The following is a 26709-nucleotide window of genomic DNA, read 5'->3' on the forward strand; positions in this document are numbered from 1 at the left end:
TAAAGCCTTAGAGATATAATAAATCCCTGAAGGGATAAACTAACGGAATAGCACAATGAATTTGCATGAATATCAAGCCAAGCAGCTCTTTGCTGAATTCGGTTTGCCGGTACCGGAAGGTTACGCTTGTGATACGCCACAGGAAGCTTTCGAGGCAGCCGGCCGCATCAGCTCGGAAAAGAAAGTCGTTAAGTGTCAGGTTCACGCTGGCGGACGCGGTAAAGCTGGTGGCGTAGAACTGCATGAAACCAAAGAAGGCGTGAAAGAGTTTGCGCAAAAGTGGCTGGGTAAAAACCTGGTAACTTATCAGACAGATGCGAATGGTCAGCCTGTATCGAAAATCCTTGTGGAAGAAGCATCCGACATCGCCAGTGAGCTTTATCTTGGCGCAGTGGTTGATCGCTCTTCTCAGCGTATTGTCTTTATGGCCTCTACCGAAGGTGGTGTAGAAATTGAGAAGGTTGCGGAAGAGACGCCGGAGCTTATTCATAAAGCCGCTATCGACCCTTTATGTGGTCCTCAGGCATTCCAGGGACGTGAGCTTGCCTTTAAGCTTGGCCTGGAAGGTGATCAGATCAAACAGTTTACGAAAATCTTTATGGGACTGGGCAATATGTTTGCTCAGTACGATCTGGCGCTGCTTGAAATCAACCCGCTGGTGATTACCGGCGAGGGTAACCTGCTTTGTCTGGACGGTAAGATCAACATTGATTCCAATGCGCTTTACCGTCAGCCAAAACTGCGTGAAATGCACGATCCTTCGCAGGAAGATGAGCGTGAAGCACATGCGGCTCAGTGGGAGCTGAACTATGTGGCTCTGGATGGAAGCATCGGCTGTATGGTGAACGGTGCAGGCCTTGCAATGGGTACCATGGACATTGTTAACACGCACGGCGGCAGCCCGGCGAACTTCCTTGATGTTGGTGGCGGCGCAACCAAAGAGCGTGTCACCGAAGCCTTTAAGATCATCCTTTCCGATGAAAATGTGAAAGCAGTACTGGTGAATATCTTTGGCGGTATTGTTCGCTGTGACCTGATTGCTGAAGGTATTATCGGTGCCGTTGAAGAAGTGGGCGTAAAAGTGCCTGTAGTGGTTCGCCTTGAAGGTAATAATGCTCCACTTGGCTCTCAGAAGCTGGCAGAAAGTGGCCTTAATATCATAGCTGCGAACTCGCTAACTGAAGCAGCGGAAAAAGTAGTTGCAGCAGCGGAGGGTAAATAATGTCTGTATTAATCGATAAGAACACCAAGGTAATCTGTCAGGGTTTCACCGGTGGTCAGGGGACATTCCACTCTGAGCAGGCTATTGAATACGGCACGCAGATGGTTGGTGGTGTCTCTCCGGGTAAAGGCGGACAGATGCATCTGGGCCTTCCGGTATTTAACACTGTGCGTGAAGCGGTAGAAGCAACGGGTGCAACTGCATCGGTTATCTATGTTCCGGCTCCTTTCTGTAAAGATGCCATTCTTGAAGCTATTGATGCGGGTATCAAGATTATTGTTACCATCACCGAAGGTATTCCGACTCTGGATCTTCTGGATGTGAAAGTGCGTCTGGATGCAGAAGGCGTGGTTATGATTGGTCCTAACTGTCCGGGTATAATTACTCCGGACGAGTGTAAGATCGGCATTATGCCGGGCCATATCCATAAGCGAGGCAAGGTGGGCATTGTTTCCCGCTCCGGTACTCTGACTTATGAAGCGGTTAAGCAGACCACAGATGAAGGCTTTGGCCAGTCAACCTGTGTTGGTATTGGTGGTGATCCGATTCCCGGCTCTAACTTTATCGATATCCTGAGACTGTTCCAGGACGATCCTGAAACCGAAGCGATTGTTATGATTGGTGAAATCGGTGGCACAGCCGAGGAAGAAGCAGCAGCATTTATCAAAGAGAATGTGACTAAGCCAGTGGTTTCTTATATTGCAGGTGTTACAGCGCCTCCGGGTAAGCGTATGGGCCATGCCGGTGCGATTATCTCAGGCGGTAAAGGTACTGCTGACGATAAATTCGCGGCTCTTGAAGCGGCCGGTGTGAAGACAGTTAAGAGCCTTGCTGACATCGGTAAGGGACTGAGAGAAGTTACTGGTTGGTAATATAGCTCAGCAAGAGACAACGAAAAGCCCGAACTTATCATGGTTCGGGCTTTTTTTGTCTAGCCGTTATGATGTTGTTTTAGGCATTTTTAGGTGGTGTGAATGCCATCAGCCCCGGAGCCTTGCCCTGGTATTTCTCGATACGAACCAGTGAAGAGTTTGCAGCACAGCCGTTTGACAGACGCGAAGCCGGGATATCGCGGGTCAGTACGTTCGGGCCACCGTTGCGGCACAGACCATTTTCATCCTGATCCGGCCATGCACCTTCGTGAACACAAACCGTACCTTGCTTAATGCCATCAGTCACAACTGCGCCAACCAGGATCTCACCACGGCCGTTGTAGGCACGAACCAGATCACCGTTTGCAATGCCGCGAGCTTTTGCATCTTCTGAGTTGATGGTGATAGGTTCACGGTTTGCAACCGCATATTCGTCACGCAGCTTAGCGTAGTTAAACTGGCTGTGCAGACGGTGTGCAGGGTGCGAAGTGATCAGCGTCAGCTCATTTTTCTTAGCGTTGCCAGCCCACTCATCAGGCACCATCCAGGTCGGGTGTGCCGGGCAGTCCTTCAGACCGAAGCCTTCGATGGTTTTCGAGTAGATCTCGATCTTACCTGAAGGCGTACCCAGCGGATTCATTACCGGATCCTTACGGAATTTTTCATGACGCACAAATTTCGCATTCTTCTTATTCGGCTTCATTTCGATCAGCTCGTTCTTCTTCCAGAACTGCTGGAATTTCGGCATACGAACGCGGGCACGTTTTGCTCCTTTTGCAGCTTCATCGTAGAAGTACTTCAGCCAGTCCATCTCTTCTTTACCTTCCGTGAAGATCTTGCGACCCTCTCCCGGGATCAGAAGCTCAGACATACGGGCAAAGACTTCAAAGTCATTCAGTGCTTCAAACTGAGGCTCAATAACCTGAGGCATAGGAACAATGTGCTGCTTAGAGTAGTCACCTGTCATTGTCAGGTCATTACGCTCAAATGACGTTGTGATTGGCAGAACCACATCGGCGTGCTTAGCTGCGGCTGTCCAGTAGATCTCTGAAACAACAGATAACTCAAGTTTTTGCCACGCTTTGATCAGACGGTTTGTATCCTGGTGATGAGTAAAGTTACCGCCACCGGTCCACCAGATCATCTTCAGGTTAGGGAAGGTCAGCTCATGGCCATTGTGCATGTACTTCATACCAGGATTTTCAATTGCTTCAATAATACGCGCTGCAGGAACAGCGTTCACCGCTTCCTTAGATGCAGAGCGGGCACCAGACTTACCAGCCTTACCAACCGTTGCACCCATTGCAGGCAATACACCACCGTCACGGGTCGGGTTACCGCCGTTAGAGTAGTGGTAAGAAAGACCGAAACCACCACCAGGAAGACCGATCTGACCCAGCATTGCAGCAAGTGTTGCCAGCATCCAGTGGCGCTGTTCACCGTGCTGCTGACGCTGCATTGACCAGCCTGACATCAGCATGGTGCGGTTTGAGCTGAAGATATCAGCCAGCACTTCCATCTGCTTAGCAGGTACGCCACAGATAGCTTCAGCCCATGCAGGCGTTTTTGGTGTACCGTCTGTTTTACCCAGCAGGTACTCTTCAAATTTGTCGTAACCTACGGTGTATTTGTTCAGGAACTCTTTATCGTGCTTATTCTTCTCTACCAGAGAATAAGCAACACCCAACATCATGGCAGTATCCGTGAACGGGTGAGGAGCAATCCACTGCGCAGCGTCGCCGAAGAAATCGATAGTTTCAGAGCGCATCGGGTCGATACAGATAAGCGTCTTGCCAGATTTTTTCAGCTGGTGGAAGAACTCAATACCTGTGTTTTCCGTTGATGTCCATGCGATACGAAGCGTGTTCATCGGGTTCATACCCCAAAGCACCACAACATCTGAGTTTTCCATTACCACAGGGTGTGTTGTCTGCTGTTCGTAAACTTCAATAGAACCCATTACGTGAGGCATGATGATCTGAGAAGCACCGGTAGAGTAGTCACCCAGGTGGCTGGTGTAACCACCGGCAAGGCTCATATAACGGCGCAGCAGCTCGCGTCCTTTATGCAGAACGCCGGATGAACGCCAGCCGTAAGAACCGGCAAACACACTTTCATCGCTGTACTTACCACGAATACGCATATGCTGATCATGGATCAGTTTCAGAGCTTCATCCCATGACACTCGCACGTACTCGTCTTTACCACGAGGCTTAGCCGGATTTTCAGGGTTTTCCAGGTAGCTTTTACGTACCATAGGGTACTTGATACGAGCCTTAGTATGAACCTGATCAGGGCCGGTATGCTGCAGGCTGTTTGGCACTGTTTTTGGTAGTGCGCCTTCAGTTGAGACCAGCTTTCCGTCTTCTACTACTGCGTACAGGGGCCCCATGCGAGACGCCGTAAGTACTCCCTGACCTTTGTTAGACTTTGCGTTTACGCTCATAGGAACGAGCGAAGTAATAGCCAGTGCACCAGCGGTTGCACCAGAACCTTTCAGAAAACTACGGCGGGTAAGATTATCCATAGTGTTGTTCCTTGTATATTTTAGTAATAGGTTTAATGACCAGCGCCAGCGACATCTTTCGCATGGTTCTGGAAATACTTGGTAAGAATTTCAAGGTCGAGCTCTGAGATATCTGTTCGCTCGCCCATTCCTTTTGCAACCGGTCCCCAGGCGTTAACCGTAAAGTGGGTTGCCGGGATCTTGGCATGACATGCAGAGCAGTAAACGTTGTCCAGTTCTTCTGCGTATGTCCATAAAGGTTCAGAAGAAGGCAGTACAGGTGCATCAATGGTGGCTGTCAGCTCGGCACTACGCCAATTGTTGCCGTATTCGTCTGCTTTGAATTCACCCACTTTCAGTGCGGCCTGGCCAGCTTCGGTAAGAGAGGCGATAATGGAACGCTGTCCTTCACCCATATAGATAACCTGCTCAGCGCCCTGCATCTGATAGCCGTGCAAAAGCACCTGACGTTCGTTGCCGTTAGCACTTAATACTTCAACCTCTACAGCAGGATTGATGCGGCCAAGTTCACCCATTTCAGAGCTGCTTACGGTATAAACACGCTTAGCCGATTCCGGGGTATTCCCGGCTTCTGTTACTAAGCTGTCATAAGCTTCTGAGTCCATCTCAGCGGCTGGCGGGAAGTGAGCAACACCTTTGTGACACTCGATACAGGTCAGGCCGTTTTCCTGGCCATATTCGTGCATCTTCACGGCGTTTTCAGACTGCTCATAGGTGTCCATAGCACCAAAGTCGTGACAAGAGCGGCAGGTTGCAGAGTCGTTTGCTTTCATCTGATCCCACACCATCTGCGCCATTTCCATACGGTGCTCTTCAAACTTCTCTTCGTCGTCTATCTTGCCGGTGACAAACTCATGATAGATGTCTTTAGAGGCGCGGATTTTAGTCCAGATATAATCAATCGGCTCTTCCGGGATATGGCAGTCAGAGCACTCAGCACGAATACCTTTAGCATTCGAGAAGTGAATAGACGCCTGATACTCTTCATACGGAATCTGCATGCTGTGACAGGACAGACAAAATTCAGTGTCTGAGGTGCTGTGCATAATTGCCTGTGTACCACCAAGAGTGATCCAGCCAATTACCAGACCAGCTAACAGAATTCCTATTGTTTTTTTCATGTTCACTACACTGTGTTCGTTATCGTTAATTCCTGCACTTCAGGAACATCATCGGTTATGACATCGGTTTGCAATTGCATATAGTTCGCAATCACGGACGCTTGAGCGTCATAATGAACGCATTGTACGCTATAGCGGATTATTGGATCAACATAGCGGATCACATCTTTTTATTGATAGAGTGAATTTTTGTGGTTTTTTTCAGATCTTTCGCCTGAATGATGAAATCGCGGGGCAACCACACCAGATACAAGTGCTCCGGTCTGGCCGCAGTAGGTCATGATTAGATTAAGAGGTGACGTTATTCCATTAATCACTATAATGGATGCTTGTACGCTATAGCGTTATCTGCCAACCTGCCAATGTCAATTTGAGTCGAGTGTTTGGGATATAACGAAAATATAGGCGGCATTAAAATAAGAAACAGAGATAAGGCGATCATATGGAAGATTTTTCGATTCTGGGAGAAAACCTAAAAAGTATCCGCAATAAGAGAGGGTTAAGCCTGAGTGAGGCCTCTTCCCTGACGGGTGTAAGCAAAACCATGCTAAGTCAGATAGAGCGATCAGAATCCATGCCGACCATTGCAACCGTCTGGAAAATAGCTAACGGCTTAAAAATTAAGCTTGAAAGTTTGCTGGATAATCCCAATCCTTGCTCCACGTATGATGTGAAAAATATCAAGGATATGATCCCGGTTGAAGATGATAACGGCCGGATGATTATCTACAGTATCTTCCCGTTCTCACCAACAAGCGGATACGAAGTGGTGTACGCCGTTTTTAAACCGGGATGCAGCTATACCGATCCCACAAGCCATGAAAACAGCACCACTGAGCAGATTTTTGTTCACCAGGGAACCCTGGATTTGATTGTCGGTAAAAAAACATACGCCATAAATGAAGGTAGCTCTATTACCTTTGACTCCAAGGATGCGCATACCTACACCAATACCGGCGATACTGATGTGAATGCGCTGATTATTGTGAATTACGATTAGTGATAAATCTGGTCGATTACACCTTCTGGTAAAGGAATGGATTGCACCCATTGCTTAGGTGACTGTCCATACATACGTTTAAACTCACGGCTAAATTGAGAAGAGCTTTCGTAGCCCACTTCCAGAGCGGCAGTGCTTACGTTCATTCCGCCGGCCAGTTTCATGGCTGCGGAATTCAGGCGCATCGACTTCACAAACTGAATAGGCGACATCATGGTTGCCTGTTTGAATTTACGGTGGAGCACGGCCCGGCTCATTCCAACCTGCGCAGCCATATCTTCGATGGTGACAGATTTATCCAGGTTGGTGGACAGATACTCTATGGCTCTGGCGATTTCATTGCCGATACCAAACGCGCGCCTGGCAGAATCACCGGCCTCTCCCTTTAGCACTGTGTAGTACAGCTCACGGAGCCGGCCATCTCCCAGCACTGAGGTATCAGCAGGGCTATCGCCCAGTTGCAGTAACCGTAGCAGTGCGTCTGTGAATGCGTCGTCCCAGTGTGAGAGAGCAAACCCTGAAGGGAGCGGGCCACCTGTAGGTTTGCGGATTGCACCAGATGCACTTTCCATTTCAATTGCCAGCTCAGTCATCACTTTTGTATCGAGGGAGATATAAACACCCAGAAGAGGCTCTTCAGGAGAGGCAAGAGGCGCACCGGCCTCAACGGGCATCGACATTGAGCAACACATGTATTGGTTGCTGTCATAAACGTATCTTTTGCCATCCAGTATTGCTTCTTTCGCTCCACTGACGACAACAGCGACAACGGGTTCGTATACTGCCGGAGTGCACCGGATAGAGCGGGTTTCCCGGAATAGTTTCACCCCTTTAACACCGGTCTCAAACATGCCATCTTCACTGATTCTGCTTTCAATCAGTTGCCTGATAATTTCTTTACTCATAAAGCTTACACGGCTTAATAAAACACATATTCAACGTAGCACTGTGAAGTGCACAATTCAATCGAGTGATACAATTAGGCATAAATTAGAGATTATCTCGCCTATTTCTGCGCTAGGCAGAGAGTTATATTGGTTCACGACGAAGAACGAGAGTTCTGCAACCAATTAGAAGCACTCAACCCCGGGGAATTCTAGGACAAGCCCTGATTGCCTGACTCTTGTTCTTCAGCATCTTTACGCTTAATTACCTTATGACCGTCTTCGGTAACCCCGTTTTTCCAGTAGCTGCTGATGTATGAATTACCTCGCTGAACATCGCGCTCATTTCGGAAGTACTCTCGTAGTGAGCGCATGGAATCAAATTCGCAGGCACTCCAGACAGAGGCTTCGCCATCCAGCCATTTTTTGCCTTTTGCGACATCGGCAATAGCGCTTTCATCATCTTTAATAAGCCACTCGATCTCTATGCCTTCAGGTGCTTCCAGTGTCTGCTTATCATCGGCTGAGTTTACTTCAACAACCGCATAGCCTTTTGCACCAGCAGGAAGGTTTTTCAGTTTTACGGACATAGCCGGCAGGGCCGTCATATCAGCCACAAGGAAGAACCAGTCTGCGTCATGGTTGAGCCCCTGAATAATGCCCGGACCTGCGATTGAAATGCTATCGCCTTTCTGTGCTTCAAACGCCCAGTTACAGGCAAAGCCACCTTCAGGGCTTTCTGTAATGTGTCTTACAAACTGAACTTCTATGCTTTTTTCAGCTTTATTGAATTTTTTAATGGTGTAGGTGCGCATAAAAGGTCTGCTGCCTTCCTCCAGAGAAGAGAGGTCAACACCGCCTTCTTTGTTGAACATAAGCTTTATGTAGCCGCCTTCACACTCATCCGGAAAATCAGCAAAGCTTTCGCTCTGGAAAACGATCTGCTGCATATTGGGTGTTACCAGCGAGGCGGAGACTACAGTTGCTTTTGATGGTTTACCTTTTTTCATGTCTGACTCTCTTTTAAAATCTGTTGTTATCTGGTTTAGCCGCGTAGTTTCATCTCAGGAGACTCGGCTTTTTGTTTTAACTTGCTTTTTACTCTTTTGACCGTTGAGATACTGGCCCCTGTTTCATCAGCGGTGGCCTGGAGGGTTTTGCCTTCCAGAAGCAGTGTGGCAATCTGGTGATGAAGCTCTTTATTTGCCCGTCGGCCCTGGAATTTTTTCGCCCACTCATCCGGGTTTTGCCTTAATGCCTGCCTGCTTATTTCTGCATAAGCGAGGCGGCGTCTTTTTTCTGATGACGCCATTCCTTCAAGAAGTGCTAACTGAGCTTCTGTTTCAGGGCTACCTTGTTGCAGCACCAGCTCTTGGTTAACCGTGTGCAGCTTCGCACCTTTATCAAGGATCTTGCAAATGGTGTCCCTGACATCGGCAAAGTGACCACCAAGTACATCAAGCCACCAGACAATCACTGTGTCCCCGGAATTCAGCTCACTGAGCATCTTCTGCAATACCGGGCGTTCTTCTGCTGCAACAAAACCTCTTATTTTTCTTTCCTCGTACATAGAAAGCTGAGGGAAGCGCTGTTTCATTGAAGCGATATCATCTTCAATATTTGGATTCTTTGGAGAGATCCTGATGTAGCCGGATACTTTACTTTCTGCCATAACTTTTTTGGTTCATTTGATTTTTTGGTTCATAATAATTGGTTCATATAGAAATGTAAACACCAAATGAACCAATTATTCATATCACAGTTCTATTAATTAATAGATTGAGAATTTCGCAATGAATGCTATTTTTGATGGGAATAGTGTTAACTGGTAACTGCTCATGTCCTCTATAACCCTCGAATCAACTTATGGTGTGGTTATCCACCGAAATTTCATCCCCCTTCATATAGATGATAATTACGCCAGAATGTTTGGATACGAGTCTGCCAGTGACCTGACTTCCAAGGTGGATACGCTTCTTGACCTTATTTCTCCCGAGAAAAGGGAAATAGCGATGGCCGCAAACGAAAAGCTCCTGAAAGGGGAGATGAAGTCGACCACTCAGACACATGTCAATGTCAAAGCAAACGGGGAGCCGTTTACCGTCCTGACTCTGGATGAACTTATTGAATGGGATGGTCTTCCCGCGCTAAAAGTTACGGTTGTCGATCTGAGTAGTATTGAGAAGGCCAATAAGCAGATTAAGGAAAACGAAAAGCAGTACCGGGAGCTGATTACTAAGTCGGCTCAGGGAATCTTGATCCACCGGAATTTTAAACCTTTGCTTGTTAATGATGCCTGGGTACGGCTTTATCACGCACAATCGATAGAGAGCGTTCTGAAACTTGATAATATTTTTTGCTGTATTCCGGAAAAATATCAGGTTGCTGCACGGCTTCGTTATCAGGACCTGATTGAAGGCAAAGTAGAAGCCGGGAGTATTCAGGTTGAAAATCTCTGTTTTGATGGCGTGACCAGAACCTTTAACCTGTACGACAACCGGATAGAGTGGGGCGGAGAGCCCGCGGTTCAGACTGTGGTTGAGGATGTCACCGAAAAGGTTCAGCTTGAAAAGGTGCTGGAATATAAGGCGACACATGACCAGCTTACCGATCTTCTGAACCGTGATGCGGTGTTTGACTGGTTATCCAGACACGCTTCTGCATTTGATGTGCTTGCCTGCCTGATTATCGATATCGACAACTTTAAGGCGATTAATGATACATATGGTCACCATGCCGGAGATAAGGTGATAAAGGCCTTTGCTCATCTGTGTGAGTCAGAAGTCGGTAGTGACGGTATTGCCGCTCGCTGGGGCGGAGAAGAGTTTTTAGTTCTGTTGCCGGATATGGATACTGATGATGCCAATAAAGTGGCGGAAAAAATACGACAGGCTTGTCTGACCCGTGGATGCCGCTGCGGGGATGTGACCATTAATTCAACGGTCAGCATCGGTGTCAGCATTAACAGCAGTCCTTTCCAGAAAAATCTGTTTGACAGCCTGTTGAAGAGAGCTGATGACAAAATGTATCAGGCGAAAAAGACAGGTAAGAATAAGGTTTGTTTCTAACCAGAGAAAGTCTTTCTCTGCTTCTAAAAATGAGTCATCCCGGAAATTGCAGTGCAATTATCCGGGATCCACTATCAGCGTGTTGTATGGCTGGCTAAAGATTACTTCGCAAGATTTTCTTCAACAAACGCCCAGTTAACCAGCGCCCAGAAACCGTTCATGTAATCAGGACGAACGTTACGGTAGTCGATGTAGTAAGCGTGTTCCCACAGGTCTACGGTTAGTAGTGGTGTAACGCCTTCTTCAGTCAGTGGCGTTGCGGCATTTGAAGTGTTTACGATGTCCAGAGAACCGTCCGCTTTCTTCACCAGCCAGGTCCACGATGAGCCAAAGTTGTTGATCGCAGCATCGGTAAATTTCGCTTTAAATTCTTCAAATGAACCGAATGCCGCGTTAATTGCTTCAGCAACTGCGCCGGTTGGTTCGCCGCCAGCGTTTGGTGCCAGGCAGTGCCAGTAGAAAGTGTGGTTCCAGATCTGCGCTGCGTTGTTAAATACACCGCCGGAAGAGGTTTTGATGATCTCTTCCAGAGATTTGTTTTCGAATTCTGTACCTGGAATAAGGCCGTTAAGCTTCACAACATAAGTGTTGTGGTGCTTGCCGTGGTGGAAGTCCAGAGTTTCTGCTGAGATGTGTGGTTCTAGTGCATCTTTTGCATAAGGAAGAGCAGGTAGTTCAAAAGCCATTGCGGGATTCTCCATTGATATGAAAGAGTTACCTCTTTCGTTAGCTTCCAGTAATTGATCTTGTATGTATTTTTATTTGGTCATAAAGGTGACTTGCTTTATAGTTTATCAACTTTTTACTTTATTAAAAGCCCATTAACAAAAAAAGTTGTATATATTTACTTTTAAGACTCAGATTACGTCTGTTACATGTCCACAATGAGAATGGGCTTTTTATTCCTGACTAAAACAGTAAAATATTGTAATAAGTAAAGTTCAAACAGCCCGAAAAACCAGTGAGTGAAAGATGGAAACAATCGATAAAATTAAACAGCAGATAGAGCAAAACCCAATTCTTCTGTACATGAAAGGCTCTCCTAAGCTGCCAAGCTGCGGATTCTCTTCTCAGGCTGCACAAGCGCTTATGGCGTGTGGTGAGAAGTTTGCGTACGTAGATATTTTGCAAAACCAGGACATCCGTGAAGAGCTGCCAGCTTACGCTCAGTGGCCGACTTTCCCTCAGCTATGGGTGGAAGGCGAGCTAATCGGTGGTTGTGACATCATCCTTGAGATGTTCCAGAAGGGCGAGCTTCAGCCGTTAATTAAGGAAGCTGCGGCAAAGGTGGCTGGGGATTCGGAATAACTTTTAACGAATCTGGAAATGGAAAGCCCGGTGGAGGTATTAGCTTCACCGGGCTTTTTGTATTTAGGGCTATGGGGGCGGGCTTCGCCCTTGAGGGTGATAGGGCTATAGGGTAATTTCCCATAGCCCCATAGCCCCATAGCCCATCAGAGAGCGGAGCGACCGCCCCAGGGCCCAGGGCCGAACCTACAGCGTCATCGCTGCAATCCAGCCAAACACTACCAGCGGGATGTTGTAGTGGACAAACGTCGGTACTACCGTTTCCCAGATGTGCTCGTGCTGGCCATCGGCATTCAGGCCGGATGTTGGACCAAGTGTTGAGTCAGATGCCGGTGAACCTGCATCACCCAGAGCCGCTGCCGTACCAACAAGTGCGATAGTTGCCATCGGAGAGAAACCAAAAGCAGCACAAAGCGGTACATAGATAGTTGCGATAATTGGGATAGTCGAGAAAGAAGAACCGATACCCATAGTTACCAGAAGGCCCACAACAAGCATTAGCATAGCAGCAAGTGCTTTGTTGTCACCGATGCTTGTAGAGATAGATTCAACCAGAGTCTCAACACCGCCGGTCTGCTTCATAACCGCAGCAAAGCCAGCAGCGGAAATCATGATAAAGCCGATCATCGCCATCATGTGAACACCTTTAGTGAACACATCGTGGGTCTCTTTCCACTTAATCATGCCGCTTAGTGTGAACACCATGAAACCAGCCAGACCACCAACGATCATAGAGCCAGTTGCCAGCTGAGCACCAAGCGCTACAATGATACCAGCAATAGAGATCATCACGTTTTTCTTGCTCACTTCAACATCAGTGTGCACGTGAGTCATCTCAGTTTCAGGGTATTCGCGAGGCTTACGGTAAGTGAAGAAGATAGCCGTCAGAAGGCCGAAGATCATACCCAGACCCGGTAGCATCATTGCTGTTGGAACCTGGCTTGCTACAACGTCAGGAAGGCCGTTGTCGTGCAGGTTTTTCAGCAGGATGTTGTTCAGGAAGATACCACCGAAACCGATAGGCAGAACCATGTATGGCGTGATCAGGCCGAAAGCCAGAACACAAGCGATCATACGACGGTCAAGTTTCAGTTTTGCAAATACGCCCAGCAGAGGTGGAATCAGAATTGGAATAAAGGCGATGTGTACAGGAATAACGTTCTGGGAAGACATAGTAACCAGGATCAGAGCACCAAGAACCAGGAATTTAATACCGGTTTTTGCGCCTTCATGACCTTTACCATGAATTCGTTTAATAACGTTTTGTGCAAGCAGGTCTGTGAGACCAGATTTAGAAATTGCTACTGCGAAGGTACCCAGCATTGCGTAGCTAAGTGCGATAGTTGCACCGCCACCCAGGCCGCCTTCAAATGCAGCGATTGAGTCGTTCAGGCTCATGCCTGAAACCAGACCACCGATAATTGCACTAAAGGTAAGAGCGACAACAACGTTCACTCTCATCAGCGCCAGCAGCAGCATGATACATACAGAAATTACAACAGGATTCATATTATTCTCAATGAGTTGTGTTTGAGTTATTTTTATTCATTGCTCTCAAGCGGCCAGCCGCCAAGGGCTTTCCATTTGTTTACAATGCCACAGAAAAGCTCTGCGGTTTTTTGCGTATCATAAAGAGCCGAATGGGCTTCTTTATTGTCGAAATCCATCCCGGCAGCTTTACATGCCTTAGCCAGTACAGTCTGCCCATAAGCCAGACCGGACAGAGCCGCAGTATCAAAGGTTGCAAAGGGATGAAAAGGGACTCTTTTTAATTTGCAGCGTTCACTGGCAGCCATAACAAAGTTGTGATCAAAGGTTGCGTTGTGAGCAACTATAATGGCACGGCTACATTCAGTGTTCTTCTGCTCTTTTCTGACCAGTTTATAGATCTCTTTCAGCGCTTCTGCTTCGGTAACGGCACCACGCAGCGGACTGAAGGGATCACGGATTCCATTAAATTCAAGAGCCTCTTTTTCAATATTGGCTCCCTCGAATGGTTCAACATGAAAATGTAGTGTTGATGCCGGATGAAGGTCTCCGTTTTCATCCATTTTTAGAGTAACGGCGCAGATCTCTAAAAGTGCATCGGTTTTTGCATTAAAACCGGCAGTCTCGACATCAATAACGACAGGGAAATAGCCTCTGAAGCGGTTTTTCAGTGTCAGTAAATTTTCTTGCTTGTCCATGGTGTACTAGTCAGATTGATTAAGCCGGGCATTATTGCAGATAATGGCTAAAATAAAAACGATAAAACAGTAAATATGCCAAAGTAACTTTATCTGACAGGATTAAGAGCTTTATTAGGTGGCTTTAGTCAGAAAAATTGACTGCTTGAATGTATGCGACCAACTTCTTGGCTAGCTTTTTGCTTAATGTTTGTGAGAGACAAATTTACTGTGCAAAAAAGGACGTTTTAGCCTTTTTGACGGCAATGATTAGCCGTTTTGCTGAAAAGAGTTGAAGTGATGATGAGAAAACTGTTCGCATATAGTGTTATTTCCGCCGCTCTGATGCCTTTGGTATCACAGGCTGCGGCAGTCCGCTATGCGGCAACGCCAGAGCAATCAGAGTGGGAAATGACGGTCAATTCACCATTGGAGTGCCGTCTGGTGCACCCAATACCGTACTACGGTCAGGCTGAGTTTTCTTCCCGTGCCAGTAAAAAAATTAACCTGGATTTTGAGCTGAAAATGCGCCGTCCTATGGGCGAAACCAGAGCGGTCAATCTTGTTTCTATGCCACCGGCATGGAGGCCGGGTGAAAGCGCAGAGCGCATGAATCTTATTAAGTTTTTCAAACAGTTTGACGGCTATGTCGGTGGTCAGGCTGCCTGGGGCATGCTGTCTGAACTGGAAAAAGGCAGGACGCCAACTTTCAGTTATGCCGACTGGGTTAGCCGGGATCAGCGCATCGAAGTGGCATTGTCCTCTGTTCAGTTCAGACAAAAATATGACGCTTTCAGCTTCTGTATCAGTCAGCTTCTGCCGTACAGCTTTGAAGATATCTCCTTTACCATTCTGCACTATGAGCGAAACAGTGATCAGCTAAATAAAGCGTCACAGAAGCGTCTGGCGCAAATCGCAGAATATGTGAAACACAATAAAGATATCGATTTGGTGCTTATCTCTACCTATACAGACTCAAGTGGTGAGAAGGGTGTGAATCAGGCTCTGTCAGAGAGAAGGGCTATGGTTATGCGGGATTACTTCAAATCTCTTGGCCTGGATGAGAACCGGATTGAAATTCAGGGTTACGGTAAGCGCAGACCTATCGCCGATAACTCAACACCAATGGGCAAAGATAAGAACCGCAGGGTTGTGATTTCTCTGGGCAGGAGTCAGGTGTAGTTTAAGAAGGGAATTGGCTGATTCTTTTACACAAGTATTAAACGGTTCAAAGAACGGTTCTCCCCCTTGAGTGAAAAAGCCTAACTGGTTGATAAAGCTAATAGAAGGGGGAGTTAGAGGGGGTTGGGTATACAAAATTTATAGAACCTTAAACCTCTAAGAAACAACCCCTCCTAGCCTCCCCTTGGATATGACTTCTTCCAAAAACCAACCTTTTGTGGCTAAGGGGAGGAACTATTCTTTGCCCCATTAGACTTTTGTACTACTCCCGTTACCGGAATGCGGGGAGCTTTAAAGAATTACCGTTCTGTTACCGTAAACAAACACATGGTCGTTAACCACTTTGTTTAGCGCCTTACTCAGTACATTCTTTTCAACATCACGGCCAGCCTTTGCCATGTCTTTTGCACTGAAGTTGTGGTCAACAGGGATAACGTCCTGCTTGATGATTGGACCTTCGTCCAGATCGTTCGTCACAAAGTGCGCCGTTGCACCGATAATCTTAACGCCACGCTCATAAGCCTGATGGTACGGCTTAGCACCGATAAATGCCGGCAGGAAGCTGTGGTGGATGTTGATAATGCGGTTGTTGTATTCTTCAACAAATTTAGGTGTCAGTACGCGCATGTATTTAGCCAGAACCAGATAGTCCACATCATATTGCCTTAACACTTCCAGTACTTTGTCTTCATGCTCTTCACGGTTCAGACCTTCATGTGATACATGGTGGTATGGAATATCGAACTTTTCAGTCAGGCTTTGCAGAGTGTCGTAGTTGCCAACTACGGCTTCGATATCCACATCCAGGCTGCCATCGTAATTTTTCATCAGGATGTCACCTAAACAGTGTGCTTCCTTAGTGACTAAAATAACAACCTTTTTTCGTGTAGAGCTCACCAGTTTTCGGTTAGCACCTTCAGGAAGGGCATGATCAAGGTCCATCAGGAAGGTTTCATCATTAAAAATGCCTTCCAATTCTGTACGCATGAAAAAGTGACCGCTAGTGTAATCCACGTACTCGTTATTGTGGATGATGTTAAGCTGGTGCTTGTAACAGATGTTGGTGATTTTTGAAATTAACCCAGGTGCATCGCTGCAATGAGTCAACAAAGTCTTCTTTTCCATTTATTTGTACCGTGAATAAAATGTGTGAGTGCAATTCGGTTTATTTTATAGCTCAAAAGTAATCAGTTAGTGATCTGAGCAACATTTTTGTATCTATGTTTAATCTATTATGGAATCGAATTCAACAGATAAGCTTCAAGTTAAAGGATGAAAAAAGAAGTTTTAGTCGTTTTTTCTATTATTAAGTGAGGTGTTGTTATGGACAGAGATCTATTGGCTCGTAAATTATACGGTGAACGTGTTAGTCGTCTGGCGAACAACCAGGAAATAGATGAAGATACATTGACTGAACTTTGGGAAAGCAAAGCAAACCCTGCAGAAGCAGCTAAAAGTATTACTGAAGATGAGCAAAGCTTTGAAGGCCCAGCCTGGTTATCACGTTATCTCAATCGTTAGTGTTTAACTCAAGATAAAAGGTTTTCAACAATGCGGCCAACCGGCCGCATTGTTTATTTTACGCCAAATATTTTTAAGTCAGATTTTCTTTCTGCTTTGCTATACTCCCCCCACGAATTTTTAGTTTTCCCCGGCAATGATCAATAAAACGTTTTCTTCAGATGGTGCTTTAGGTAAAGCAATCCCAGGTTTTCAGCCTCGTCAGGCCCAGTTGGATATGGCTAAGTCTGTGGAGAAGGCGATCAATAACCAGACTCAGCTGGTCGTTGAGGCCGGAACCGGAACGGGGAAAACCTTCGCTTATCTGGTGCCTGCGCTGTTAAGTGGTAAGAAAACCATTATCAGTACAGGATCAAAAAATCTGCAGGAGCAGCTGTTTCACCGTGACTTGCCTTTAATGGTGGATGCGCTTGGCTACTTTGGACAGGTGGCGCTGTTAAAAGGGCGCTCCAACTATCTCTGTCTGGACAGGCTGAGCCGCCAGCTGGTTGAAAGCCATTCCAACGAGGCCGATCCCACTCTTCTTACTCAATTGGTTAAGGTCAGAAGCTGGTCATCGGAGACCCAAACCGGAGATTTGGGTGACTGTGACGCCATCGCTGAAGACAGCCCGGTAATTCCGACTATCACTTCCACCAATGACAACTGCCTTGGCAAAGAGTGCCCAAGTTACAAAGAGTGCTTTGTACTGAAAGCACGTAAGAGAGCGCTGGATGCCGATGTGGTGGTGGTAAACCACCATCTGTTTCTTGCCGATCTTGCGATAAAAGAGACTGGCTTTGGTGAGCTGATCCCGGAGGCCGATGTCTTTATCTTTGACGAGGCCCATCAGCTTCCCGATATTGCCAGTCAGTATTTTGGTCAGTCGGTTTCCAGCCGTATGGTGCAGGAGCTGGCAAAAGACATTGAAATTGGCTACCGCACAGAGGCCAGGGATATGCGCCAGTTGCAAAAGGTCGCTGACCGGCTGAATCAGTCGGCTATGGATCTGCGCATTGTTCTGGGTGAGCCGGGTTTTCGTGGTAACTGGCGCGAGGCCATGAAATCAGAGTCCGTTGCCAGAGGAGTGTTAAGACTAACCGATGCGCTGGATCTGACCATTGATGTGCTGAAACTGGCACTGGGCCGAAGTCAGATTCTGGACGCGGCCTTTGAAAGAGCCAATACTATCAAGTCACGCATTGAGCGTGTCTGTGATGTGTCCATTACCGGCTATTCCTACTGGTTTGATACCACACCAAGGCATTTCAGCCTGCATATTACGCCATTGTCTGTAGCCGATAAATTCCGTGAGCAACTGGAGCTAAAGCAGGGCAGCTGGATATTTACCTCCGCCACCCTTGCGGTGTCTGATGACTTCGGACACTTTACCAACCGTTTAGGACTGGAGCCAAAGGAGCAGTTTTCTCTGCCAAGTCCCTTTGATTATCAGTCTCAGGCAAGACTCTGCGTGCCACGCTATCTTCCTGAGCCTAATAGCCCCGGCTTGTCCGCTAAACTGGTGAATATGCTCTCCCCTGTGATAGAGAAAAACCAGGGACGCTGTTTTTTCCTCTGTACTTCCCACAGCATGATGCGCGAACTGGCAGAAGGCTTCCGGGAACAGCTTGATATTCCGGTACTTATGCAGGGTGAAACCAGTAAGCAGAAACTGCTGGCAGAGTTTATGGAGCTGGGAAATGCGCTTTTAGTGGCGACCGGTGCCTTCTGGGAAGGCGTAGATGTTAGAGGTGATACGCTAAGCTGTGTTATCATCGACAAATTGCCTTTTACTGCTCCCGATGATCCCCTTCTTAAAGCGCGAATTGAAGATTGCCGCTTAAGCGGAGGAGAGCCTTTTGCTCAGGTTCAGCTGCCCGATGCAGTGATCACCTTAAAGCAGGGAGTAGGACGGCTTATCAGAGACAAGAAAGACAAAGGGGCCCTGATAATCTGTGATAACCGGCTGGTCACCAGAGACTATGGCGGTATCTTTTTGCAGAGTCTTCCCCCTATCCCGAGAACAAGAAGTCTTGACAAGATCTCTTCGTTTCTGGAGCAGCTGTCAAAAAGCTCTGAAGAAAACTAATCGCAAAACCAAGATCAACAACCTGAGGCGTAAATGAGCGCAAAAATTCTTGCACTGGATACTTCAACAGAAAACTGTTCTGTTGCACTGTTAATCGATGACAAAATCACTTGCCGGAGCGCAATTGCGCCCCGTGACCATACCAAACTGGTTCTGCCTATGGTGGACGAGTTGCTGAAAGAAGCGGGCATTAAACTGAATGACTTAGACGCGCTGGCATTCGGAAGAGGGCCGGGCAGCTTTACCGGTGTAAGAATTGGCATCGGTATTGCACAAGGTTTAGCATTCGGTGCAGATTTACCTATGATCGGTATTTCGACTCTGGGGGCAATGGCACAGGCAACCTGGCGCAGACACGGCGCACAAAGGGTTGCATGCGCAATTGATGCACGAATGAGTGAGGTTTACTGGGCACGCCTTGAGCGTCAGGAAAATGGCGACTGGGTGGAAGTGGACCAGGAGTGTGTGATTCCTCCTCAGGTATTAGCCGAGCAGACTCAGGCTTCTGAAGAGCTCTGGACTCAGGCCGGAACCGGCTGGGATGCGTATGCTGATGAACTGGCAGGGCTTAAGATTAAGTCCGAAAGCTCAGAAGTACGTTTCCCGGATGCGGAAGATATCGTTGTCCTTGCTAAGCGCAAGCTTGAAAAGGGTGAAACGGTACCAGCAGAAGAGTCCAGCCCGGTTTACCTGAGAGACAAGGTAGCCTGGAAAAAGCTGCCGGGACGTGAATAAAAGGCAATAGATGGTAACGATTCAGGGATTACCGGCAACGGTAGTCAATAAACCTCAGAAAGCGAAAAAGCGCGCTGAGGTTAAGAAAGACCAGACTAAAGGCGACCCCGGCCAGACGACCAGGGTTGCTGATGCTGTTTCCAGCTCCATCCGTCAGGTAAAGGAGTCTGAGATAGAAAAAGCTCAGATTCAGTACGATTTACCGGAAGGAAACTCACGCAAAGCACTTGAAGAGTATATGGAAGTGCTAAACCGGGCCAGAAAAGAAGAGCTTGCCCAGCTTGTCGGGGTTGATATTTATATTTAGCCCTTTGAAAGTCCGTGACTGGTTCAGCTACGAATTCTTTTCTTTAATGTCATTTCTGTTTTTCTTTCAGCCTGCCCATCACTAATCACTTGTTTCAGACTATCAGGAAGTAGAATCGTGTTTTCAGAAAAAAGATATCAACTGGAAAATATAAGACTGGCGTCGGTGGAACTGGGAGAAGCTTCAGCAGCGGATACCTGCATTCTGTTTCTGCATGGCTGGCTGGATAACAGCGCCAGCTTTTTCACCGTAATGCAGAGTTTGCATGCAAAACTGCCCGGAGCGCACCTTGTTGCAGCAGACCTTCCCGGCCATGGGCTTTCCGGTCACAGACGGGCAGATAACTACTATGTTTTTCATGACTACATTGATGATCTGAATCAGTTAGTTACGAAATTATCGTCAAACCGGTTAATTATTATCGGTCATTCACTTGGTGCATTGGTCGCGAGTTGCTATAGTGCCGCGTTTCCGGAGAAAGTGGACGGACTTGTTCAGATTGAGGGTTTTGGGCCCCTTTGTGAAACCACCGAGAATGCGGTTTCACGACTGAGAAAGGGCGCACTTAGCCGCCAGCGTAGCAGGATGAAACCAGAACGAACTTTTAGCGATCTGGATGAAATGGTTCAGAGACGGGCAGAGCTGAATCAGGTTTCATCTGAGCAAATCAGGCCGATTCTTGAAAGGGGAACAACTCAGGAGTTGGGGCAGTGGCGCTGGAATCACGACAGTAAGCTGAAGTGCGATTCGTTATACAGAATGTCTCCGGAGCATGGCAGTGCCATTTTAGAAGCAATTGAGTGTCCGCATAAAGTGGTTTTGGGTGACTCAGGTTATGCCGGGCTGAAGGATATTGCCAAGCAGTATCAGCACTTAGAAATCAGCGTGGAGCAGATCCCGGGATCGCATCATTGCCATATTCAAAACCCAGACCAAATCTCAGAAATAATTCTGGGTTTAGTTAACAAAATCAAAACAACGGCTTGAGCATGACGTGCTCAGGTGAGTGGCTTGTGCTGTAATAAGTTAACTATCAAAAGCACAAGTGAGCCAACAACGAGGAGTTATATCGTGGATAAACCCTGGCTTTCACGTTACCCAAGTGACGTACCAGAAACTATCGATCCAGATTTATATCCGTCTCTTGTCGAGATGTTTGAAAATGCGGTGCGTAATTACGCCGACCAGCCAGCCTTTATGAATATGGGTTCGGTTATGACCTTCCGTAAACTGGAAGAGCGTAGCCGTGCTTTTGCCGCCTATCTGCAAAATGAACTTAAGCTTGAGAAAGGTGACCGCGTAGCGATCATGATGCCAAACCTGCTGCAATACCCGATTGCGCTGTTTGGTATTCTCAGAGCAGGTTTAATCGCCGTCAACGTAAACCCGCTTTATACTCCGAGAGAGCTTCAGCACCAGCTTGTGGATGCCGATGCCAAAGCGATTGTGATTGTGTCTAACTTTGCTAACACGCTTGAGCAGGTGGTGGACAATACTCCAATCAAACACGTTGTGCTTACCAGCCTTGGTCAGATGCTGCCAAGAGCGAAGGGTACCGTTGTCGACTTTGTGGTGAAGTACGTGAAAGGGATGATCCCTAAGTACCATTTGCCAGGTGCAATCTCTTTCAGAAAAGCACTGCGCAAAGGCCGCAGGCTTCAGTATATTAAGCCCTTTATGTCCGGTGAAGATATCGCCTTTCTTCAGTACACTGGTGGCACTACCGGTGTGGCGAAAGGTGCAGTTCTGACTCACCGCAATATGGTTGCCAACGTGCTTCAGTCAAAGGCTTCCTATGCACCGCAGCTTGATAACGGACGTGAGCTGGTGGTTACCGCTCTGCCGCTCTACCATGTGTTTGCCCTGACGGTAAACCTGATGCTGTTTATCGAAATTGGCAGCCGGAACCTGCTTATCACCAACCCGAGAGATATTCCGGGCTTTGTGAAAGAGCTGCAAAAGTATCCGTTTACCGTAATGATTGGTGTAAATACGCTGTTTAATGCATTGATCAACAACGAAGATTTCCATGAGCTGAACTTTAAAAAGCTTAAGCTAACCATTGGTGGTGGTATGTCTGTTCACCGCGCTGTGGCAGAGAAGTGGAAAAAAATCACCAATAACCCGCTGCTGGAAGGTTATGGCCTGACAGAATGTTCACCCCTGGTTTCAGTTAACCCGTATGACCTTGAAGATTACAACGGCTCAATCGGTTTACCTGTGTCTTCAACAGAGGTTCGTATTGTTGACGATGAAGGTAACGTGCTGCCAAACGATCAGACCGGTGAACTCCAGGTAAGAGGCCCGCAGGTTATGCAGGGCTACTGGAAGCGTGCAGAAGCGACCCGTGGTGTGATTACTCCGGATGGCTGGGTTTCAACGGGTGATATCGTTCGATTTGATGAGCAGGGCTTTATCTATATCGTTGACCGTAAGAAAGATATGATTCTTGTTTCCGGCTTTAACGTGTATCCGAATGAGATTGAAGATGTGGTATCACTGCATGGCAAGGTGCTGGAAGTGGCGGCCATTGGCGAACCTCATGAAGTATCAGGCGAAGTGGTGAAGCTGTTTGTGGTGAAGCGTGACCCTAGCCTTGAAGCGCATGAAGTCATCGAGCACTGCCGTAAGTATCTGACTGGCTACAAAATTCCGAAACTGGTTGAGTTCAGAGACGAACTGCCAAAGACCAACGTAGGCAAAATTCTTCGCCGTGCACTGCGCGAAGAAGAGAAGGCGAAAAGAGAAGCCCGCGAAGCCGAAGTCAGTTCTGAAAATTAACGAAACAATTTATCTTCAGCATTGATATAATGCCGAATCTCACTGGAAAGTGGGATTCGGCTTTTTTATCCCTAAGAGAACGCATGAAATTTACAATTATAGATACCACCCCGGCACTGGAAAGCGTTTGTGAGGCTGCCCGTCAGTTTGACTGTGTTATGCTTGATACCGAGTTTGTCCGCACACGAACTTATTTCCCTCAGCTCGGTCTGATTCAGCTTTATGACGGTGAGAGCCTGTCTCTTATCGACCCAACCTGTATCGATGACATGTCCGCTTTGGAAAGCCTTCTGACGGATACTTCCGTTCTTAAAGTGCTGCATGCCTGTGGTGAAGATCTGGAAGTTTTCAAGAACAGCTTTGGCTGCCTGCCATTCCCTATGATTGATACTCAAATCATGTCTGCCTTTTTAGGTCATGGCCTCTCTTCCGGTTTTGCCGCTATGGTGAATGAATACCTGGATGTTGAGCTGGATAAAAGTGAGTCAAGAACCGACTGGCTGGCAAGACCGCTTAGTGAAAAACAGCTGGATTACGCCGCTGCGGATGTGTTCTACCTGAAGCCTCTGTTTGAAATTCTACAGGAAAAGGTGACTCATGCAGGCTGGTGGGAAGCGGCAATAAAGGAGTCCCAGCTTCTGGCTGACAAACGTATTGTTGTGGTCGATGCAGAAAATGCCTATCTGGATATCAAGGGTGTCTGGCAGTTACACCCTGAGCAACTGGCCATTCTTAAGCCTCTTGCTACATGGCGCGTAAAAGAAGCACTGAAGCGCGACTTGGCACTGAACTTTGTATTTAAAGAGCAGGATCTCTGGGCGGTTGCCAGATACGGTATTAAGAGCCTGAAAAAGATGGAAAACGAAGGCATTGACTACCGTGCTATTCGTCGTCATGGTGAGCGCATTATTTCTATGGTTAAAGCGGCTGAGAAAACCCCTGCCGATGAGTGGCCGGAGCGTATTGAGCGCCTGATGGATATGCCGGGCTACAAGCAGAAGTTTAAAGTGCTGAAAGATGAAGTGAAAAAGGTTTCTCATTCAACCGGGCTCGCAACTGAGTTTTTGGCTTCAAAGAAACAGCTGAACCAATTTCTTAGCTGGGTATGGAAGCATGACCGTAATCCGGCTAAGTTACCAGATGTATGTAATGGTTGGAGAAAAGAATTGCTGGGCGACAAGCTTGACGCTCTGATGTAATACCAATCCCAGCAATTATCTGTTCATCCTTGCTGGTTAAAATCGCTAATAGCTGCGTTAAAATTTTTGTAATTAGATCCACTAGTTACTGCAAATTTTGCCTTGCTCTTAGCGATTTTTCCTGCGCAATCACTGAACAGCTAATTACTGGTATTGGTATAAAACGGGTTCGAGGAGGCGTGGGATATGATTATCCCACGCCACTTGTTGTAACTATATCCCGTTAGCCCTGACTATTTCCTAACTTCAGCCAGGTGCTGGTTACCGTATCCGGGTTCAGAGAGATTGAGCTGATACCTTCATCCATCAGCCACTGTGCCAGGTCATCATGGTCGGAAGGGCCCTGACCACAAATTCCCACATATTTCCTTTGTCTGGTACAAGCATCGATTGCCATCTTCAGAACCGCCTTAACTGCCGGATTTCGCTCATCAAAGATATGGGCTACATCGCCGGAATCCCTGTCCAGACCAAGCATCAACTGAGTCATATCATTTGAGCCGATAGAGAAGCCATCAAAGTGCTTCAGGAACTCATCAGCCAGAATGGCATTCGAAGGGATTTCACACATCATAATAATGCGCAAACCCTGCTGGCCCCGGTTCAGACCGTATTTGCCGAGCAGTCCGATAACTGAAGAGGCTTCATCCGGAGTGCGCACAAACGGGATCATGATCTCCACGTTCTTCAGGCCCATCTCATTTCTGACCTTCCTGATTGCCCGTGTTTCCAGTTCGAAGCAGTCTTCAAATGATTCTGAAATGTAACGGGAGGCACCGCGGAACCCCAGCATTGGGTTCTCTTCATGAGGCTCGAATGCCGGGCCGCCAATCAGGTTACCGTATTCGTTCGACTTAAAGTCAGACATACGAACAATAACCCGCTTAGGCCAGAATGCCGCACCAATGGTAGCAATACCTTCGGTTAGCTTCTCGACATAGAAATCGATCGGATCTTTGTACCCTTTCATTTTCTGTCGAATTTCAGTCTTCACCTCATCGCTTTGCTGCTCAAAGTTCAGCAAGGCTTTCGGGTGAACCCCAATCATTTTGTTGATGATAAATTCCAGACGGGCCAGGCCGACGCCTTCATTGGGTAGCTGAGCAAAGTTAAAGGCGCGATCCGGGTTACCCACGTTCATCATGATCTTAGTCTGAAGTACAGGTAACTCATCCACCTTTGAGCGGCTGATATCGAAAGGAATATCACCCTCGTAGACATAACCCGTCTCACCTTCGGAGCACGATACGGTGACCAGCTGTCCGTCTTTGATCGCCTCGGTAGCATGTCCGCAACCGACGATGGCAGGAATGCCCAGTTCACGGGCAATAATGGCAGCGTGACAGGTTCGGCCTCCTCGGTTAGTGATAATGGCGGCGGCTTTTTTCATCACCGGTTCCCAGTCCGGGTCGGTCATATCGGTGACCAGAACATCCCCTTCCTGAACCAGAGACATCTCATCAAGGGATGAAACCAGCCTTGCTTTACCTTTGCCGATTCTCTGGCCGATAGCACGGCCTTCAATCAGAACCTGGCTTCTGTCGCTTAGCTGGTATCTTTCGATAACATTATCCTGCTGCTGCGACTGAACCGTCTCAGGACGTGCCTGAACGATATACAGCTTGCCGTCTACACCATCTTTCGCCCATTCAATATCCATAGGACGCTGATAGTGGTTCTCGATAATCATGGCCTGGCGGGCCAGCTGTTCCAGCTCCGAATCAGAAAGGGAAAACTGGTTTCTTTCTTCTTCGCTGGTATCGACGATCTGGACCTGCTTGCCCACTTCATTTTGATCTGAGTAGATCATTTTCGTCAGCTTAGAACCAAAGGTTTTTTTGATAACCGCGTGATTACCCGCTTCCAGCATTGGTTTGTGTACGTAGAACTCATCAGGGTTCACTGCGCCCTGAACCACCATTTCACCCAGACCCCAGGATGAGGTAATAAACACAGCCTTATCAAAACCTGTTTCTGTATCGATGGAGAACATTACGCCAGAAGCGGCGATATCAGAGCGAATCATGCGCTGGATTCCCACGGACAAGGCGATGCCTTCGTGGTCGAACCCCTGATGGACTCGGTAGGAGATGGCTCTGTCGTTAAACAGGGAAGCGAAAACGTGCTTTGCCGCTTCCAGCACAGAATCAATGCCTCTGACATTGAGGAAGGTTTCCTGCTGGCCGGCAAAGGAAGCGTCGGGCAGATCTTCAGCGGTTGCCGATGAGCGGACCGCTACTGAGATCTCAGGGTTATCCTGGGTTAATGTCTGATAGTGCGAGCGGATATCCTGTTCAAGCTCTTCGAGAAAGGGAGCTTCAAGGATCCACTGCCTGATAACGGCGCCGGCTTCTTGCAGTGCTTTTACATCATCGACATCCAGCTGGTTAAGCTTGCTGTAGATTCGCTGATTTAAGCCTTCATATTCAAGAAACTGGTGGAATGCATAAGCAGTTGTCGCGAAACCGTTAGGTACGGAAACTCCGGCGTTAGCAAGGTTGGAAACCATCTCACCAAGTGAGGCGTTTTTTCCTCCGACCTTATCAACATCGTCCATGGTCAGGGTATTAAACCAGAGGCTGTAGTTTTGCATGTTCTTCTCCAGAAACATTATTGGCAACGTAGGGGGCGACAAACGGTTTTCTTACCTGTGAATAGTGTTTCCATCATTCATGTTTTAGGGTAAAAATAACTGAGTGCCTGGTTAGTTATCGTTATCATTAAGTGCATCCTACTCAAATATATTTTA

23 protein-coding genes are annotated in these 26709 nt (G+C 47.4%); 13 read left to right on the forward strand and 10 right to left on the reverse strand.

Annotated features, from left to right (window positions below; all coding sequences use genetic code 11):
* Window positions 1-55: 55 nt before the first annotated feature.
* Together sucC and sucD are read left to right on the forward strand one after the other, a co-directional pair.
* On the forward strand, window positions 56-1222 hold the full coding sequence (gene sucC / locus L3Q72_RS03860; protein WP_275131350.1) for an ADP-forming succinate--CoA ligase subunit beta: 1167 nt from the start codon (window positions 56-58) through the stop codon (window positions 1220-1222).
* Window positions 1222-2094 carry a succinate--CoA ligase subunit alpha gene (gene sucD, locus L3Q72_RS03865; RefSeq protein ID WP_275131351.1) on the forward strand — a complete coding sequence of 291 codons (873 nt, stop codon included), beginning with the start codon at window positions 1222-1224 and terminating at the stop codon, window positions 2092-2094. Before sucC ends, sucD begins: the two co-directional genes overlap by 1 nt.
* Window positions 2095-2173: 79 nt before the next feature.
* On the opposite strand, the gene L3Q72_RS03870 is transcribed toward sucD, so the two are convergent.
* Together L3Q72_RS03870 and L3Q72_RS03875 are read right to left on the reverse strand one after the other, a co-directional pair.
* Complete coding sequence (locus L3Q72_RS03870) at window positions 2174-4621, reverse strand: molybdopterin guanine dinucleotide-containing S/N-oxide reductase (protein ID WP_275131352.1); 2448 nt, start codon at window positions 4619-4621, stop codon at window positions 2174-2176.
* 32 nt (window positions 4622-4653) lie between these two features.
* Window positions 4654-5748 (reverse strand): NapC/NirT family cytochrome c, encoded by a 1095-nt coding sequence (locus L3Q72_RS03875; RefSeq protein WP_275131353.1) that lies wholly within the window; start codon window positions 5746-5748, stop codon window positions 4654-4656.
* A gap of 436 nt (window positions 5749-6184) precedes the next feature.
* On the opposite strand from L3Q72_RS03875, the gene L3Q72_RS03880 reads away from it, so the two are divergent.
* Window positions 6185-6742 carry an XRE family transcriptional regulator gene (locus L3Q72_RS03880; RefSeq protein ID WP_275131354.1) on the forward strand — a complete coding sequence of 186 codons (558 nt, stop codon included), beginning with the start codon at window positions 6185-6187 and terminating at the stop codon, window positions 6740-6742.
* Here the strand turns inward: L3Q72_RS03880 and L3Q72_RS03885 are convergent.
* The 3 genes from L3Q72_RS03885 to L3Q72_RS03895 all read right to left on the reverse strand — a co-directional run bounded on the left by L3Q72_RS03885 (window position 6739) and on the right by L3Q72_RS03895 (window position 9298).
* On the reverse strand, window positions 6739-7647 hold the full coding sequence (locus L3Q72_RS03885) for an AraC family transcriptional regulator (RefSeq protein ID WP_275131355.1): 909 nt from the start codon (window positions 7645-7647) through the stop codon (window positions 6739-6741). The genes L3Q72_RS03880 and L3Q72_RS03885 overlap by 4 nt on opposite strands.
* A 191-nt stretch (window positions 7648-7838) precedes the next feature.
* Entirely contained in the window at window positions 7839-8636 is a 798-nt protein-coding gene (locus L3Q72_RS03890; protein ID WP_275131356.1) for a siderophore-interacting protein, read from the reverse strand.
* A gap of 35 nt (window positions 8637-8671) precedes the next feature.
* Complete coding sequence (locus L3Q72_RS03895) at window positions 8672-9298, reverse strand: recombinase family protein (protein ID WP_275131357.1); 627 nt, start codon at window positions 9296-9298, stop codon at window positions 8672-8674.
* Between the two features lie 166 nt (window positions 9299-9464).
* Between L3Q72_RS03895 and L3Q72_RS03900 the strand changes: the two genes are divergently transcribed.
* Window positions 9465-10694, forward strand: coding sequence for a sensor domain-containing diguanylate cyclase (locus L3Q72_RS03900; protein ID WP_275131358.1), 1230 nt, complete (start codon window positions 9465-9467; stop codon window positions 10692-10694).
* A gap of 101 nt (window positions 10695-10795) precedes the next feature.
* Here the strand turns inward: L3Q72_RS03900 and sodB are convergent, their stop codons facing one another.
* On the reverse strand, window positions 10796-11380 hold the full coding sequence (gene sodB / locus L3Q72_RS03905; RefSeq protein ID WP_275131359.1) for a superoxide dismutase [Fe]: 585 nt from the start codon (window positions 11378-11380) through the stop codon (window positions 10796-10798).
* A gap of 286 nt (window positions 11381-11666) precedes the next feature.
* Here sodB and L3Q72_RS03910 point away from each other — a divergent pair, with 286 nt between their 5' ends.
* Window positions 11667-12002, forward strand: coding sequence for a Grx4 family monothiol glutaredoxin (locus L3Q72_RS03910; protein ID WP_275131360.1), 336 nt, complete (start codon window positions 11667-11669; stop codon window positions 12000-12002).
* 186 nt (window positions 12003-12188) lie between these two features.
* On the opposite strand, the gene L3Q72_RS03915 is transcribed toward L3Q72_RS03910, so the two are convergent.
* Window positions 12189-13511 (reverse strand): Na+/H+ antiporter family protein, encoded by a 1323-nt coding sequence (locus tag L3Q72_RS03915; protein WP_275131361.1) that lies wholly within the window; start codon window positions 13509-13511, stop codon window positions 12189-12191.
* Between the two features lie 32 nt (window positions 13512-13543).
* Window positions 13544-14188: a ribonuclease T gene (rnt, locus tag L3Q72_RS03920; protein WP_275131362.1), complete on the reverse strand. Its 645-nt coding sequence runs from the start codon at window positions 14186-14188 to the stop codon at window positions 13544-13546.
* A 279-nt stretch (window positions 14189-14467) separates the two neighbouring features.
* On the opposite strand from rnt, the gene L3Q72_RS03925 reads away from it, so the two are divergent.
* Entirely contained in the window at window positions 14468-15349 is an 882-nt protein-coding gene (locus L3Q72_RS03925) for an OmpA family protein (RefSeq protein ID WP_275131363.1), read from the forward strand.
* A gap of 291 nt (window positions 15350-15640) precedes the next feature.
* Here L3Q72_RS03925 and purU read toward each other — a convergent pair whose 3' ends face one another.
* Window positions 15641-16474 (reverse strand): formyltetrahydrofolate deformylase, encoded by an 834-nt coding sequence (gene purU / locus L3Q72_RS03930; RefSeq protein WP_275131364.1) that lies wholly within the window; start codon window positions 16472-16474, stop codon window positions 15641-15643.
* Window positions 16475-16672: 198 nt separating this feature from the next.
* Here purU and L3Q72_RS03935 point away from each other — a divergent pair, with 198 nt between their 5' ends.
* From L3Q72_RS03935 to rnd, 7 genes are all read left to right on the forward strand, one after another.
* Entirely contained in the window at window positions 16673-16870 is a 198-nt protein-coding gene (locus L3Q72_RS03935; protein ID WP_275131365.1) for a hypothetical protein, read from the forward strand.
* Window positions 16871-17006: 136 nt separating this feature from the next.
* Window positions 17007-18938, forward strand: coding sequence for an ATP-dependent DNA helicase (locus L3Q72_RS03940; protein ID WP_275131366.1), 1932 nt, complete (start codon window positions 17007-17009; stop codon window positions 18936-18938).
* Window positions 18939-18971: 33 nt separating this feature from the next.
* A complete protein-coding gene (tsaB, locus tag L3Q72_RS03945; RefSeq protein WP_275131367.1) occupies window positions 18972-19673 on the forward strand; it encodes a tRNA (adenosine(37)-N6)-threonylcarbamoyltransferase complex dimerization subunit type 1 TsaB in 702 nt (233 codons plus the stop codon).
* Window positions 19674-19683: 10 nt separating this feature from the next.
* Entirely contained in the window at window positions 19684-19980 is a 297-nt protein-coding gene (locus L3Q72_RS03950) for a chromosome partitioning protein ParA (RefSeq protein ID WP_275131368.1), read from the forward strand.
* A gap of 117 nt (window positions 19981-20097) precedes the next feature.
* Window positions 20098-20967 (forward strand): alpha/beta hydrolase, encoded by an 870-nt coding sequence (locus tag L3Q72_RS03955; RefSeq protein WP_275131369.1) that lies wholly within the window; start codon window positions 20098-20100, stop codon window positions 20965-20967.
* Window positions 20968-21051: 84 nt separating this feature from the next.
* The gene (gene fadD, locus L3Q72_RS03960; protein WP_275131370.1) at window positions 21052-22761 is read left to right on the forward strand and encodes a long-chain-fatty-acid--CoA ligase FadD; all 1710 of its coding nucleotides are present in this window, start codon (window positions 21052-21054) and stop codon (window positions 22759-22761) included.
* An 83-nt stretch (window positions 22762-22844) separates the two neighbouring features.
* Window positions 22845-23960, forward strand: a complete 1116-nt coding sequence (gene rnd / locus L3Q72_RS03965; protein WP_275131371.1) for a ribonuclease D — start codon at window positions 22845-22847, stop codon at window positions 23958-23960.
* A 223-nt stretch (window positions 23961-24183) separates the two neighbouring features.
* Here rnd and ppsA read toward each other — a convergent pair whose 3' ends face one another.
* Complete coding sequence (ppsA, locus tag L3Q72_RS03970; RefSeq protein ID WP_275131372.1) at window positions 24184-26571, reverse strand: phosphoenolpyruvate synthase; 2388 nt, start codon at window positions 26569-26571, stop codon at window positions 24184-24186.
* Window positions 26572-26709 lie beyond the last annotated feature (138 nt).

Origin of the sequence: Vibrio sp. JC009 (assembly GCF_029016485.1) — a bacterium.
GTDB lineage: Bacteria > Pseudomonadota > Gammaproteobacteria > Enterobacterales > Vibrionaceae > Vibrio.

Bases quoted from the DNA above. Each gene is read 5' to 3' on its own strand.
- sucC (WP_275131350.1), top strand. From the start codon at position 56: ATGAATTTGCATGAATATCAAGCCAAGCAGCTCTTTGCTGAATTCGGT.
- sucD (WP_275131351.1), top strand. From the start codon at position 1,222: ATGTCTGTATTAATCGATAAGAACACCAAGGTAATCTGTCAGGGTTTC.
- L3Q72_RS03870 (WP_275131352.1), bottom strand. From the start codon at position 4,621: ATGGATAATCTTACCCGCCGTAGTTTTCTGAAAGGTTCTGGTGCAACC.
- L3Q72_RS03880 (WP_275131354.1), top strand. From the start codon at position 6,185: ATGGAAGATTTTTCGATTCTGGGAGAAAACCTAAAAAGTATCCGCAAT.
- L3Q72_RS03885 (WP_275131355.1), bottom strand. From the start codon at position 7,647: ATGAGTAAAGAAATTATCAGGCAACTGATTGAAAGCAGAATCAGTGAA.
- L3Q72_RS03890 (WP_275131356.1), bottom strand. From the start codon at position 8,636: ATGAAAAAAGGTAAACCATCAAAAGCAACTGTAGTCTCCGCCTCGCTG.
- L3Q72_RS03895 (WP_275131357.1), bottom strand. From the start codon at position 9,298: ATGGCAGAAAGTAAAGTATCCGGCTACATCAGGATCTCTCCAAAGAAT.
- L3Q72_RS03900 (WP_275131358.1), top strand. From the start codon at position 9,465: ATGTCCTCTATAACCCTCGAATCAACTTATGGTGTGGTTATCCACCGA.
- sodB (WP_275131359.1), bottom strand. From the start codon at position 11,380: ATGGCTTTTGAACTACCTGCTCTTCCTTATGCAAAAGATGCACTAGAA.
- L3Q72_RS03910 (WP_275131360.1), top strand. From the start codon at position 11,667: ATGGAAACAATCGATAAAATTAAACAGCAGATAGAGCAAAACCCAATT.
- L3Q72_RS03915 (WP_275131361.1), bottom strand. From the start codon at position 13,511: ATGAATCCTGTTGTAATTTCTGTATGTATCATGCTGCTGCTGGCGCTG.
- rnt (WP_275131362.1), bottom strand. From the start codon at position 14,188: ATGGACAAGCAAGAAAATTTACTGACACTGAAAAACCGCTTCAGAGGC.
- L3Q72_RS03925 (WP_275131363.1), top strand. From the start codon at position 14,468: ATGATGAGAAAACTGTTCGCATATAGTGTTATTTCCGCCGCTCTGATG.
- purU (WP_275131364.1), bottom strand. From the start codon at position 16,474: ATGGAAAAGAAGACTTTGTTGACTCATTGCAGCGATGCACCTGGGTTA.
- L3Q72_RS03935 (WP_275131365.1), top strand. From the start codon at position 16,673: ATGGACAGAGATCTATTGGCTCGTAAATTATACGGTGAACGTGTTAGT.
- L3Q72_RS03940 (WP_275131366.1), top strand. From the start codon at position 17,007: ATGATCAATAAAACGTTTTCTTCAGATGGTGCTTTAGGTAAAGCAATC.
- tsaB (WP_275131367.1), top strand. From the start codon at position 18,972: ATGAGCGCAAAAATTCTTGCACTGGATACTTCAACAGAAAACTGTTCT.
- L3Q72_RS03950 (WP_275131368.1), top strand. From the start codon at position 19,684: ATGGTAACGATTCAGGGATTACCGGCAACGGTAGTCAATAAACCTCAG.
- rnd (WP_275131371.1), top strand. From the start codon at position 22,845: ATGAAATTTACAATTATAGATACCACCCCGGCACTGGAAAGCGTTTGT.
- ppsA (WP_275131372.1), bottom strand. From the start codon at position 26,571: ATGTTTCTGGAGAAGAACATGCAAAACTACAGCCTCTGGTTTAATACC.